Annotated in this window: 12 protein-coding genes and 1 pseudogene; 6 read left to right on the top strand and 7 right to left on the bottom strand. The window is 54.5% G+C overall.

The annotated features are described in order from the left end of the window. Window positions 1–52: 52 nt before the first annotated feature. From dapB to rpsO, 3 genes and pseudogenes are all read right to left on the bottom strand, one after another. A complete protein-coding gene (dapB, locus tag Q8Q07_08030) occupies window positions 53–859 on the bottom strand; it encodes a 4-hydroxy-tetrahydrodipicolinate reductase (protein MDP3880230.1) in 807 nt (268 codons plus the stop codon). A gap of 184 nt (window positions 860–1,043) precedes the next feature. Beyond that, window positions 1,044–3,116: pseudogene (locus tag Q8Q07_08025) on the bottom strand (polyribonucleotide nucleotidyltransferase). An 18-nt stretch (window positions 3,117–3,134) separates the two neighbouring features. Beyond that, window positions 3,135–3,398 carry a 30S ribosomal protein S15 gene (gene rpsO, locus Q8Q07_08020; GenBank protein ID MDP3880229.1) on the bottom strand — a complete coding sequence of 88 codons (264 nt, stop codon included), beginning with the start codon at window positions 3,396–3,398 and terminating at the stop codon, window positions 3,135–3,137. A gap of 146 nt (window positions 3,399–3,544) precedes the next feature. Here rpsO and Q8Q07_08015 point away from each other — a divergent pair, with 146 nt between their 5' ends. From Q8Q07_08015 to Q8Q07_07995, 5 genes are all read left to right on the top strand, one after another. Continuing rightward, complete coding sequence (locus Q8Q07_08015) at window positions 3,545–3,856, top strand: DUF503 domain-containing protein (GenBank protein MDP3880228.1); 312 nt, start codon at window positions 3,545–3,547, stop codon at window positions 3,854–3,856. Window positions 3,857–3,892: 36 nt separating this feature from the next. Beyond that, a complete protein-coding gene (locus Q8Q07_08010) occupies window positions 3,893–6,184 on the top strand; it encodes a DEAD/DEAH box helicase (protein MDP3880227.1) in 2,292 nt (763 codons plus the stop codon). A 170-nt stretch (window positions 6,185–6,354) separates the two neighbouring features. Next, complete coding sequence (locus tag Q8Q07_08005) at window positions 6,355–6,666, top strand: hypothetical protein (protein MDP3880226.1); 312 nt, start codon at window positions 6,355–6,357, stop codon at window positions 6,664–6,666. A 40-nt stretch (window positions 6,667–6,706) separates the two neighbouring features. After that, window positions 6,707–7,015 (top strand): Dabb family protein, encoded by a 309-nt coding sequence (locus tag Q8Q07_08000; GenBank protein ID MDP3880225.1) that lies wholly within the window; start codon window positions 6,707–6,709, stop codon window positions 7,013–7,015. 78 nt (window positions 7,016–7,093) lie between these two features. Further along, window positions 7,094–7,522, top strand: a complete 429-nt coding sequence (locus Q8Q07_07995; protein ID MDP3880224.1) for a hotdog domain-containing protein — start codon at window positions 7,094–7,096, stop codon at window positions 7,520–7,522. Between the two features lie 3 nt (window positions 7,523–7,525). Here Q8Q07_07995 and Q8Q07_07990 read toward each other — a convergent pair whose 3' ends face one another. From Q8Q07_07990 to fabF, 4 genes are all read right to left on the bottom strand, one after another. Beyond that, window positions 7,526–8,158, bottom strand: a complete 633-nt coding sequence (locus tag Q8Q07_07990; GenBank protein ID MDP3880223.1) for a protein-methionine-sulfoxide reductase heme-binding subunit MsrQ — start codon at window positions 8,156–8,158, stop codon at window positions 7,526–7,528. After that, window positions 8,158–9,099: a protein-methionine-sulfoxide reductase catalytic subunit MsrP gene (msrP, locus tag Q8Q07_07985; protein MDP3880222.1), complete on the bottom strand. Its 942-nt coding sequence runs from the start codon at window positions 9,097–9,099 to the stop codon at window positions 8,158–8,160. Before msrP ends, Q8Q07_07990 begins: the two co-directional genes overlap by 1 nt. Window positions 9,100–9,447: 348 nt before the next feature. Then, window positions 9,448–11,133 (bottom strand): single-stranded-DNA-specific exonuclease RecJ, encoded by a 1,686-nt coding sequence (gene recJ / locus Q8Q07_07980; protein MDP3880221.1) that lies wholly within the window; start codon window positions 11,131–11,133, stop codon window positions 9,448–9,450. 2 nt (window positions 11,134–11,135) lie between these two features. Beyond that, complete coding sequence (fabF, locus tag Q8Q07_07975; protein ID MDP3880220.1) at window positions 11,136–12,392, bottom strand: beta-ketoacyl-ACP synthase II; 1,257 nt, start codon at window positions 12,390–12,392, stop codon at window positions 11,136–11,138. A 184-nt stretch (window positions 12,393–12,576) separates the two neighbouring features. Here fabF and Q8Q07_07970 point away from each other — a divergent pair. Then, the coding region (locus Q8Q07_07970) for a radical SAM protein (GenBank protein ID MDP3880219.1) at window positions 12,577–13,275 on the top strand (699 nt) is incomplete at its 3' end.

Here is a 13,275-nt window from a genome sequence, read left to right as displayed (position 1 = left end):
ATGAACTCTTGCCCGACAAGTCCGGTAGCCCCGACAATAGCTAATCTGTAACTCATTTTGTCTCCTGTAAGTTGAGCAAAATATCCAGCCCGTAAACCAGCCCCTGGCGCTTGACCACTTCCTTGATGGCCAGTATCACCCCCGGCACGTAGCATTCCCGGTTAATGGTATCATGGCGTATGCTCAGTGTCTGTCCGGCGGCTCCCAGCAGTATCTCGTGGTGCGCCATGAGACCGGGTAGCCTAACGCTGTGGATAGGGATGCCCTCTACCTGGTCTCCGCGACTGTTAGAGGCCTGCTTCTGCTCCGGCGGTTGCGCAAACGGCTTGTTCCGGGCTTGAGCCATGGCTCTGGCGGTTGATATGGCCGTCCCCGATGGCGAATCCACTTTCAGGTGGTGATGCAGCTCGACGATTTCTGCATAGTCGAGATATTTGGCGGCTATTTTGGCCAGGTGCACCATGAGGACTGCGCCCAGCGCAAAATTTGGCGCTACCACCGCCCCTACTTTGTTGGCTTTAGCCAGCCGGTCAATCTCATCAATATCATCAGCCGTGAGACCGGTGGTACCTATCACCAAGTTAACGCCGTGTTTGGTAGCGGTACGCACTACGGGCATGATAGCTTGAGCAACGGTGAAGTCAACCAGTACATCAGGCTGGCTTCTGGTTATGATCTGGTCTGAGTCTGCCGAGAAGGGGATTGTGCCTGAACCATCGGGTAAGGGGAGAGAATCACCGGCAGCCTTGCGGTCTATTGCCCCGACCACCCGAATGTCGTTCTGGCGGCACAGGCTGTTTACCATCTCCCGGCCAACTCTACCCAGCGCTCCATGGATGACTACTTTGATTGGTTTCATGGTCTACATCCTGCCGGTTAATGATAGCATCTAGGGTCTCAGTCAGGGTATTCCTTGTCCGTGCAATCTAGCGTTTTTGGGGCCAACTTCCCCGGGGCGGGTGATCATCCCGCTGTCTTCGGAACGGGTAGTCTGGTGTAGGTGCGTCGTGCGCCTGGCTTCCCTGATCTTGCGATGAACCTGCCAGTAGCGCTTTCCGTGACAGCCCTATCTTACCATCCTCAATCCTGATTACCTTTACGGTGATCTCGTCACCCACTTTTACTTCATCCTCAATGTTGGCTACCCGGTGAGCGGACAGCTCGCTGATATGGACCATACCTTCTTTTCCGGGCATGATTTCGACAAAGGCGCCGAAGCCGAGCAGCCGGGTTATTTTCCCGGTGTAGATTTCACCGATTTCAACATCTTTGGTCAGTCCCTCAATCATCTTGATTGCCCGGTTAGCGGAGGCCTCATCAGCGGAGCCGACGAGTACCGTACCGTCATTTTCGATATCAATGGTGGTTTTGGTCTCTTCGGTAATCGACCGGATGGTCTTACCACCGGGACCGATTACGGCGCCGATTTTATCAACGCCGATTGTCATTTTATAGACCCGGGGCGCGTAACGGCTCAGTTCCGGACGGCTGGCATTTATGGTCCTGTTCATAATATCCAGGATGAACAGGCGGGCAACATGTGCCTGGCGCAGAGTTTTATCAATGATTTCGGCGCTTAAGCCCTTGAGTTTGGTATCCATTTGTACTCCGGTGATACCATCCGGGGTACCGGCTACCTTGAAGTCCATATCACCGTAGTTGTCCTCAATGCCTTCGATATCGGTTAGAATAGCGTACCGGCCGCTATCATCGGTGACCAGCCCCATCGCTATTCCGGCGACGGCTTTCTTAATCGGTATACCGGCATCCATCAGGGCTAAGCTGCTGGCACAGATGCTGGCCATGGAAGTACTGCCGCTGGAGCTGAGAATCTCAGAGACCAGGCGGATGGTGTACGGGAAGTCCTCATCCCTGGGCAATACCGGTTCCAGGGAGCGTTCCACCAGGGCGCCGTGTCCAATTTCACGGCGACTGGGAGAGCCGACACGTTTTACTTCACCGGTAGAGAAGGGGGTGAAGTTGTAGTGATGCATAAAGCGTTTCGTCTCCTCTATTCCCAGCCCGTCGAGTTGCTGTTCTTTCCTGGTAGAGCCCAGGGTGGCAATGGTCAGCGCTTGTGTCTGACCGCGGGTGAATAGCGCCGAGCCGTGGGTGCGGGGTAACAGGTTCACTTCACAGCTGATGGGGCGAATCTCGGTCAAACCGCGGCCGCTGGCGCGCTGGTTTTTATTGAGGAGCTGGTCCCTTATCTCAGCCTTGATCTCAGCATCAAAAGCGGAAACCAGTTCCTCAGGGGGGAAAGTCTCCCCCAGGTCTCCGATGATTTCGCTCTTTAGCTCGGCGAGAGCTTGCTCGCGGTGCGCTTTCTCAGCGTAACTGACCGCCTGGTTGAGTTTTTCCCTGATAATCGGCGCGATGGCCGCCGCTATCTCAGGGTTAATTTGTTTCACCGGGACCGGTAGTTTGGCTTTACCCAGCGACTGCTGAATTTGCTCCTGGAGTCTGATGATACCCTGGTTGGCTTCATGGCCAAACTGGATTGCCTGGAAGATGGCATCTTCCGAGACTTCACGGGCTCCGGCCTCAAGCATTATTACTTCACTGCTGGTACTGGCGACGATAAGCTCAAAAAGGCTATCTTCAAGCTGGGCTAAGGTCGGGTTAAGTACTAATTCGCCGTTAATATGGCCGACGCGCACCGCGCTCACGGGACCGGCGAATGGCACTTCTGACATTGACAGTACCGTCGAGCTGCCGATAACGGCCAGCAGGTCAGGGGCGTTTTCCTGGTCGGCGGACAAAACGGTTATTATCAGCTGTATGTCATGGCGCCATGCCTTGGGTAGGAGTGGACGGATGGGACGGTCGGTGAGCCGGCTGGCCAGGATTGCCTCCTGGCTGGGCCGGCCTTCTCTCCGGATAAAACCGCCGGGTATCTTACCGGCAGCGTATAATCTCTCTTCATAATCAACGGTCAGGGGTAGAAAATCAACTCCTTCTCGGGGCTTTTCACCGACACAAACGGTGACCAGAACTACGGTTTCTCCGTATCTTAATGTAGCCGCCGCCGAAGCCTGCTCGGCCAGCTTCCCCGTTTCTATAGTTAGAGTTCTACCTCCAATCTCACATTCAAAAGATTGAGGTTTCTGCAACATTTACTCCTTTTTCAGGTATTATTTACGTAATCCTAGCTCTCTGATTAGTTTGTGGTACCGGCTGACGTCCTCTTTACTGAGGTATGTCAGGAGCCTTCTCCTTTTGCCGACGAGTTTAATCAATCCGTGGCGCGTGTGGAAATCATGCCGGTTAGCGGCCATATGGCCGGTTAGCTGATTTATCCTTTGCGTCAGCAGGGCTACCTGCACTTCGGTGGAGCCGGTATCCTTCTCGTGCTGGGCAAACTTTTCAATAACCTTTGTCTTCTCTTCTTTGTCCAACTACTACCTCTCTACTCTCTATTTGAGATGACTATCTGTCAGGTACCAGTATAACATAAATCGGGGAAATTATATCACATGGCGGCAAGGCTGTAAAACACCTATTTAGTTGTCCGCCTTGACCTTGGCGGGTCACACGTTGTATATTGGCGGCGATACAGGTCATGCATGTCGGCGTATGTAGCATCCAGTTTCGCTTACCGGAAAATCTGTCTCTCAAGGGGAAGAGGCAGATTGTAAAGTCGATTACCAGCCGGGTGAGTGCCAAGTTCAATGTTTCTGTAGCTGAGATTGATGACCACGATTTATGGCAGATGGCTACTATCGGAGTCTCCTGTGTCAGTAATGATAAGCGCCACGCCAATGAAGTCCTCTCGAGGGTGGTGCAGTTTATTACGGATAACCGGTTTGAAATAGAAGTGCTGGGCTATGAAATTGAAATCCTGGCGGTATTTTGATATCTGTCCGTGTGAAATCTCTCCTTGAGAGCGGTAATGGATACGGTAGCTTTCCTCAATTATCTGACCGCACAGCCTGCTTATGATAACCAGATCGCCCATATTGAGCGTATTCGATCCCTTAAGGCGGCCTTTGGCGAATTAGACGAGCCGATGTCCTCTCCCCTGCAGGACTGTCTCCACCATCACGGCATAGCATCCCTCTATACTCACCAGGCTGAGGCAGTGAATCATGCTCAGCAGGGCAGGAATGTCATGGTGGCGACCCCCAGCGCCAGCGGGAAGAGCCTGTGCTACAACATTGCTGTAATGCAGGCGCTATTGACTGAACCCGCCGGTTGCGCTCTGTATCTTTTCCCGACCAAGGCCCTGGCCCAGGACCAGCTGCGGGCTTTGCAGGAATTATTCTGCCCCGGCCTGTTCCGGCAGGGGGACTTCGCTACCTTTGACGGAGATACCCCTCCCGATGAAAGAGCGCAGATAAGGAAGCGGGGACGGGTGATACTGACCAATCCGGATATGCTGCATCTTGGCATACTGCCCAATCACCAGTCCTGGTCAAGACTGCTGCGGAACCTGAAATACGTGGTCGTTGACGAGGCCCATATCTATCGCGGCGTTTTCGGCTCTCATGTTGCCGGTGTCCTGCGTCGCCTGCGACGGCTGTGTCGTATCTACGGCGCTGACCCCCGGTTTATTCTCTGTTCAGCGACCATCGCCAATCCGGGCGAGCACGCTGAGAAGCTGGCCGGGCTACCCTTCACCGTGGTTGAAAATGATGGTTCCCCTCACGGGGGGAAGGAGTTTGTCTTCTGGAACCCCCCGATTATTGATGAGGCGAAAGGCGCCCGCCACAGCGCTAACAGCGAGGCAACCAGTTTATTTACCGCACTGGTTGAGCAAAATATCCGTACACTGGTCTTTGCCCGTACCCGCCGTTTGACCGAGCTTATTTACACCTACTCGCGGGACAAACTGGCCACCGTCAATCCGGCTTTAGCCAGCCGTATCAAACCTTACCGCGCCGGTTATCTGCCCGAGGAACGCCGCCGCATCGAGCGGGAGCTTTTTAGCGGGGAGCTTATCGGGGTGGTGGCTACCGTCGCCCTGGAACTGGGGATAGATATCGGCGACCTTGAAGCCACGGTACTGACCGGTTACCCCGGCAGCATCGCCAGTACCTGGCAGCAGGCGGGCAGGAGCGGGCGGGGCAAGGAGAGGTCTCTGAGTTTCCTCATCGGCCTGGATAATCCCCTCGACCAGTATTTCATGCGCCACCCGGAGTCCTTTTTCCAGAAAAACTTTGAAAATGCCCTGGTCAACCCTGATAATCCCTATATCCTGCGGGCACATCTGCTCTGCGCCGCCTGGGAGATGCCGCTGACCGGTTATGACGAGCGCTTCTTCGGCGACCACTTTAATCAGGAGATAGCCGGGCTGGAGGAACAGGGTCTGCTGCGCAAACGAGGCCGGAAATGGCATCTTTCCCCGTCTATTTCTTATCCGGCACAGGCAATCAATATCCGGGCTACCTCCGGGGAAAACTTCGCTATGGTAGATACTACTACAGCTTCTCTGCTGGAGACGGTGGAGTCCAGTGTCGCTTTCTTCCAGATACACCCCGGGGCTGTTTATCTCCATCAGGGGGAGTCCTATCTGGTCACTGACCTTGACCTGGCCGGGCGGACCGCTTACGCCGTGCCGGCGACGGTGAACTATTACACTCAGACCAAAGAGCTTGAGGACTTGCGTATCATCAGGTTGAGGCAGAGCAAGAGGTGCGGGGGGGTGAAGGTATACCTGGGTGAGGTGGAGGTGACCAATACGGTGGTCGGCTTTAAGAAGAAGGCGCAGTTCACCGAGGAAATCATCGGCGAAGAACCGCTCGACCTACCCCCTCAGCATTTTCCCACGGTGGCCCTCTGGTTTGACCTGCCGGATGAGGCCATCACCAGGCTGGAAAGTGAGCAGCTTGACTTTGCCGGGGGCCTCCATGCCGCCGAGCATGCCGCGATTGCCCTTCTGCCCCTGTTTGCCCTCTGCGACCGCAATGATATCGGCGGGGTCTCCACTCCCCTGCACCCCGATACCGGCAGAGCCCAGATATTCATCCACGACGCCTATCCCGGTGGCATCGGCATCGCTGAGAAAGGCTTTGAACTGGTGGAGCAGCTCTGGGGGGCGGCGCTGACCGCGGTTATCGAGTGTCCCTGTGAGGAAGGTTGCCCCAGTTGTATTCAGTCGCCCAAGTGTGGTAATAACAATAAACCCCTGGATAAAAGGGCGGCGCGGATTTTGCTGGAAGAACTGAGCCGTCAAACTTCATAGTGTGGGGCAGCACGGCCCGTGTATATCACCGGACAACTTGGAAAGTCACAGAGGGGGTGCTGTATCCCTGTTAAGCACTATTATTTAGCGTGTTAGGGGATAGGGTTAACTCATATAAAAGTAATGAGTATTAAGTTCGGTAATGTCTGTCTTTGCGGGGGTGACCCGTGATGCTGTTTTTCCCGGGGGACCCGTTCTCCAGGCAGAGAGAAGTCGAGCTGGAAACGAGGTTAAGGTACGGAAGCGGGAATGACCCGGAAAGACCGCCAGGGTGGCAGCCGGGGAATAAATATCCCGTACTCGGCATGTTTGTCGGCATGATTGCCGGTGGCGCCGCGGGGATAACAGCCGGTATTCATTATTTTGGTTCGGGCGGTATTCTCATTGGTTTTGTTGGCGGTAGTATCACAGGTGGAATTATCGGTACCATAATTGGCGATTTAATAAGGAAGCGCCGGTTAAAAACAAAAACCCGACGCTAAAGATCTGTTCGCTCACCTGGTTGAGCGGAAGGAGGAGAGTATGCCATCTATCAGTGGAGCCGGTATTATCCGTGTTGCAGTCTTCAGTTTCAAGACGGAAGTGACCGAAACCCAGAAAGAAGAATCATTACGGGCGGCCCAGGTCTGGGAGCAGGTGCCGGGGGTACTGGCTGTAGAGCAGGGGCCTTGCCTGGGGGATGACCCGCCGTATCAATACATGAGGTTAATTTATTATGCGGACACTGAGGCCCGCGCCCGCCTGCTGGCTCACCCTATCCATGACCGCTGGGCAGAAATAACCCGGCCATTGACCCTGAAGCACACGGGTTTTGCCATTGCGGTAGAGTAGCAGGAGAGAATGCAGAGGTATGGTGGAAATCAGTTACCGGATTTGGTAAAAGAAGGACTGGAATGTAGGAGGTGCTTTTTGCGGGAAACGGTAATTTCTCATCTGGTAAAACCTGAAGACCTGCAGCATCACGGTACTCTATTCGCCGGGCGGATGGCGGAATGGCTGGTGGAGTCCTGCTTTATTACTGCCTGCAGGCTTGTCGGGAAACCCGAGGATGTAGTCTGTGTCCGGGTGCACGGTATAAGTTTCACTAAACCGGTCACTAGCGGGAATATTATCGAGATTAAGGCCAGGATAGCCCTGGTGGGTGATTCCAGCATAACGGTTTACGGCCAGGCGTTTAACAGTGACGAGGAAACCACGTCCGTTACCGGTATGGCCACCTTTGTCACTGTGGATAAGCAGGGGAGACCTTATGCCCATGGTTTTAGTTTGTCGGCAGAGTATATTGCTCAAAACCGCGAAATTTATGATGAGGCGCTTAAGGTCAGGGGACAGGGATAATTTTTAAATCTGACCACTACCGCTCCCGCTCCGCCCGGGGGCGAAGCGCCCGGCCATCTTCCTGATAACGGGCAGGCGGGTTGCCAGCAATAGTATCAGTAATGCCCAGTAAAGTAACGGTAAGCGGAAGTCTGCCTTGACCTGCAGGGTGAAGTGGGTTACCGCCAGTATGGCAGCCGGATATACCAGCCAGTGCACACGTTCCCAGTTTTTGCCCAGTCTTTGCATCCATCCCCGGGTGGAGGTTATCGCTACCGGGAGCATGCAGAGGAAAGCGGCAAAACCCAGTATAACGAAGCTCTTTTCGGCGATATCCTCTCTGAGCAAAGCCAGATTGAAGCCGTAGTCCAGTCCGATGAAGTTCAGGAAGTGCAGGCTGGCATAGGCGAAAGCGTAAAGACCCAGCGGCCGGCGTAAGCGGAATATCCGGCCGCTGCCGAATATCCGGCTGAGCGGCGTGCAGCTTAGAGAGAGTATCAGAATCAGCAGGGCATAGCGGCCGGTGCGAAGCTGTATTTCCTGTATCGGGTTGACGGTTAGCTGGCCCTGCCAGAAGTCCCAGATGATGACGGATAACGGTAACAGCGCGGTAATGTGGACCACTACCTGAATTGCGGATGCCCTGGGACTGCGCATCAGAAAAACTTTTTTAAGTCCATACCTTCGTAGAGACGGGCTACTTCATCGGCGTACCCGTTGAATGGCAGGGTTTTACGGCGGCTTAGTTCCCCGATCCGGCGCTCACTGGACTGCGTCCATCGGGGGTGGGGTACATCGGGGTTTACATTGGCGTAAAAGCCGTATTCGTGGGGGGCGGCGGCCATCCAAAGAGAGACAGGCATTTCCTCTACGAGGTCGATCTTCACGATTGACTTGATGTCCTTGAAGCCGTATTTCCAGGGCACCACCAGCCGTATCGGCGCGCCATCCTGCGGCGGTAACGGCTTGCCGTAAATGCCGGTAGCCAGTATCGTCAGGTCGTGCATCGCTTCATCCAGGCGCAAGCCTTCAACGTATGGCCAGTTATATATCCGGCTTTTCTGACCGGGCATCTGCTCCGGGTCGTAAAGCGCTTCGAAGCGCACGTACTTGGCTTCCGGTTTCGGCTCGGCGGCGGCTAACAGTTTTACCAGGGGGAAACCTGACCACGGGATGACCATTGACCAGGCTTCCACGCAGCGCAGCCGGTAGATTCGCTCTTCCTGGGGGAATTTTTGCAGTATCTCATCCATGTCATAGGTATGCGGTTTGTTGACCAGTCCCCCTACCTCCACGCTCCATGGTGAGGTCTTGAAATCCTGGGCAAGTACGGCTACCCCCTCTTTGGAGGTGGTGAACTCATAGAAGTTGTTATAGTTGATAATGGAGTCGCAGGGTGTCAGTTCGTCGCCAAGCTCATCGGTGGTGCTGCTGGCCTGGGCGGAGTCGCAGAATCCTGTGGCAGAGGCAGGCTCCTCCCTCTGGCAGCCGCCGAAAAACATCAGGCTGGTCAGCAGCGCGCCAGCTCCCGCCAGAAACTTGCGTCTGGAGAAATACAGGTATTCCGGGGTAATTTCGGAGAAGCTTATCTCTCTCATGGTTTCCCTCTGTAATGCCGACTCGGTTAACTTCTATTTTAAGTCCTGGCCGGATAATTTGTCCAATATCAGCCGGATAAGTATATTCGGTTCTGGTTGGTGGTGTCATGCGGAGTCAGAATGACAGAATGGCTTTGGGACAGTATTCTCGGATAGCCTCGGCGAAGCAACTGTCTTGTGATGGTTTCCCTCCCACCTCTCAGATTGCCCCGTCGCGGAGTTTACACTGAGCGAAGCGAACGTGCTTCTCTCAATGACAACTGAACCCACCAGATACAAACGGAACCACAGGCTTCCAGGTTAAGAAGTGTATTACGGATGTGCTTTTAGCCCTGTTTCTCTTATATGTCAGACGCGGGTGGTGTCAAAGTCCAGAATATTGAGCCTGAGCCTTCTCTGTCCGCCCCACTGGTCTAATTCCAGGTTATACACGATATCGAGCGGGGATGATACTTCTGTCAGGTAGTTGCCCAGCCTGAAACCCACTCCGTCCCAGACGGTATTAGTCTGCTTCAATTTAAGCTTGAGGTGCCCGCCATTATTGCCCATGGGACGGCAGTCGACAATCTCTACCCCCCGGGTGAGGAAAGTGGGTAAGGGGTTGCCATAGCCAAACGGCGCCAGTTTCTGGATGGTCGGGAAGGTATCTCCCCCCAGATTGGACAGCCCGACTTCAGCATCAATATCCAGAGTAGAGCGTAAATCAACTCCATCCAGCTCGGTAGTGGCTATCTCCAGTAATGCCTGCTGGAGGCGGGGCAAATCTTTTGTGGGCAGCGTGAAACCGGCTGCCTGGGAATGCCCGCCGAAGTGAGTGAAAAGATTACGGCAGCGGGCTAAGGCTTGAATGATGTTAAATTCAGGGATGCTGCGGCCGCTACCGCTGCTGATGCTTTCACCGCTCCTGATGACAATCGCCGGACGGTAGAATTCCTCAGCTAACCGGCTGGCGACCAGCCCGCAGATGCCAACCGGAAAGTCCCGGTCGCTGGCTACCAGCAACGGTTGGATGCCCTGGGCCAGCACCTGCTCTCTGGCTCTGGCAGAGGCATCGGCGGTCAGCTTCTGCCTCTCGGAGTTCTTTTGTTCCAGCCACAGGGCCAGCTCGTGTGCCTCCGGTTCTGAGTCTGTCATCAGTAGAGTATAGCTGCTCATGGCGTGTTCCAGTCTGCCCGCCGCGTTTAATCTGGGAGCGATGAACCAGGAGATGCTTTCACTGGTAAGATTAGTGCTGTCCAGTCCTGACCGCGCTATCAGTTCCCTGATTCCGGGGCGAGGGGAGGCGCTGAGCACCTTCAGGCCTTGCTTGACCAGGTACCGGTTTTCTCCTACCAGTGGCATCATATCCGCTACCGTACCCAGGGCTACCAGGTCCATCAACTGGCTGAGATATTGCTCTTTACCGATGCTGCGGAACACAGCCTGAAGCAGCTTGAAAGCCACGCCGACTCCGGCCAGCTCCGGGAATGGGTAAGATGAGCCGGCTAACCGGGGATTGACCACGGCGTTGGCGGGCGGCAGGGTATCCAGGGGTGTGTGATGGTCGGTGATAATGATATCCAGCCCCATCTTTTTGGCTTTTCTGACCTCGGTCAGGGCGGTAATGCCGCAGTCAACGGTAATGACCAGGCTAACGCCCTGCTGCTGTAGTTTCTCCAGCGCGGACACTTTCAGTCCGTAGCCTTCGGTCAGGCGGTGAGGGATGTAGGGTATTATCTTGCCGCCGATGAGTGATAGTCCCTGTACCAGGAGTGCGGTGGAGGTGATGCCGTCAGTATCGAAGTCCCCGTAAACGGCGATGCTTTCACCGGAAAGTAAAGCCTGGTAAATTCTGCCCACGGCCTGATGCATGCCCGGCAGCAGTGAGGGGTCACCGGATAACCGGTCATCAGCCAGGATGAAGTCCTCCAGTAGAGACGGCTCATTAAGGTTGCGGTTGTAGAGAACCTGGGCCAGCAGTGGGGATAGACCTGCAAAGCTGGTAAGAACTTTATCGGGGACGGTTGGCCTGATGTTCCAGCGGCTGTGGCCCAAGCCTAAGCCTCGCTATACTCTCGAAATATCAGGACTGAGTTATGCCCGCCGAAGCCAAACGAGTTGGATAAAGCGGTGGTGACCTTCGCCTTGATTGGTTTCAGGGGTACGTAATTCAGGTCGCACTCAGGGGACGGATGTTCCAGGTTTATCGTCGGCGGTATTATACCGTGCTGGATAACCATCGTGCATATCGCGGCTTCAAGGGCGCCGGCGGCGCCGATTAAGTGTCCGGTCATTGATTTGGTGGAGCTTATCGGAATACGGTAGGCATGCTCGCCAAAGACCGTCTTAATCGCTTTTGTCTCCATCTCGTCGTTGAGCGGAGTGGAGGTGCCGTGGGCGTTAATATAATCGATTTCGCTGGCCGGAATTCCAGCTTTATTGAGGGCCAGCTTTATGGCCCTGACCGCGCCCTCTCCGTTTTCCGATGGCTGCGTCATGTGGTAAGCGTCAGCGCTGGCGCCATAGGCTAAAAGTTCAGCCATGATTTTAGCCCCCCGTTCCCGGGCGTGGGTTAGACTTTCCAGGACGAGGAGGCTGGCTCCCTCCCCGATGACAAAGCCGTCCCGGTCAATATCAAAGGGACGGGAAGCTTTCTGCGGCGCGTCATTCCGGATAGAGAGCGCTTTGAGGGCATTAAAAGAGGCAATCCCTATCTGATTGATTATGGCTTCACTACCACCGGCAAGCGCCGCCTGAACATCTCCCCGTTTGATGAGCTCGTAAGCGACGCCTATTGCGTCCGAGCTACTGGAGCAGGCTGAGGTGGTACATAGATTGGGCCCCTTCACTCCCAGCGTAATGGATACCTGGGCGGCCGCCATATCCGATATCATCATGGGTACCAGGAAAGGGCTTACCCTGCTCGGGCCTCTTTCCAGTAGTATTTTTGTCTGTTCTAACAGCGTGGTCAGGCCGCCAATACCGCTACCAACAACAATAGCGATGTTGTCCTGGTTAGAGGCATTGATTTCGATACCGGCATTCTTTACCGCCTGCTGGCCGGCCGCCACCGCCAGCTGGGCAAAGCGGTCCATGTGGCGGGCTTCTTTGCGGTTTATGTAATTGAGGGGGTCAAATCCTTTGACCTCACCGGCAAACCTGGTCTCAAAGGGTTCAGCATCGAAGAGGGTGATGTAATCAATGCCGGACTTACCGGCAATCAGATTTTCCCAGATGGTAGATATGTCCATACCGAGCGGGCACAAAGTACCTATCCCGGTAATCACCACTCTATTGTCATGGTTACTTGTCAACCGCGCTTCCTGTCCGTCCTATCCGCTGCCGGGGTTAAAATGGCGTGTTATCCAGAGGCGTTATTTTTTAAGTTTACCTCTTAATTTGCCCGCTTGATATCATCATTAGTATAATATGTTTCTGTTCGGTGCGTCAACTGGGATGAAAGGGGTTTTGCATTTGGTTGATTCCACTCGAAGAAACATGAAGATTGCTATAGAAACCTTAGGCTGTAAACTTAATCTGGCGGAGACTGAGCTTTTAGTCCGCCAGTTCAGTGCAGCCGGGTATGAACTGGTACCATCGGCGGATGAAGCTGATATCTATGTGCTCAATACCTGTACGGTTACCGGCAATGCTGATGCCAGGTCGCGTCAGCTGCTCCGGGCGGCTCATCGCCGTAACCCGGCAGCGCTGGTGGTGGTTACCGGCTGTTATGCTCAGCGGGCGTCCCGTGAGCTTACTCAGATTGAAGGCGTAAATCTGGTCATTGCCAATGATGATAAGACTCACTTGCCGGGCATGGTGAAAGAAGCCTTTTCTTTGCCTGCTTCAGCCCCCGTTGATGAGAATCCGGAGGATAAACACACCCCTGCTTTGCGGACGCGCGCCTTTATCAAGATTCAGGATGGCTGTAACAAATTCTGCTCCTACTGTATCGTGCCTCTGGTAAGGGGTCGGGAAAAGAGCCTGCCTGCCGAAAATGTCCTGGCTGAGATCAAAAGGCGGTCGGCTGGTGGCTACCGGGAAGTAGTACTGACCGGTACCGATATTGGCTCGTATGACGATAACGGTGTTGGACTGACGGGCTTGCTGGAGCGTATCCTGGCGCAGACTGATATTCCCAGATTAAGGCTTTCTTCTCTACAGCCGCAGGAGATCTCCCCGGAGCTTCTGGCATTG

The sequence above is a fragment of the Dehalococcoidales bacterium genome, from assembly GCA_030698765.1.
In the GTDB taxonomy this organism is placed as follows: domain Bacteria; phylum Chloroflexota; class Dehalococcoidia; order Dehalococcoidales; family UBA2162; genus JAUYMF01.
The sequence above is the reverse complement of the archived record's forward strand: the minus strand, read 5'-3'. Positions and strand labels throughout refer to the sequence as shown.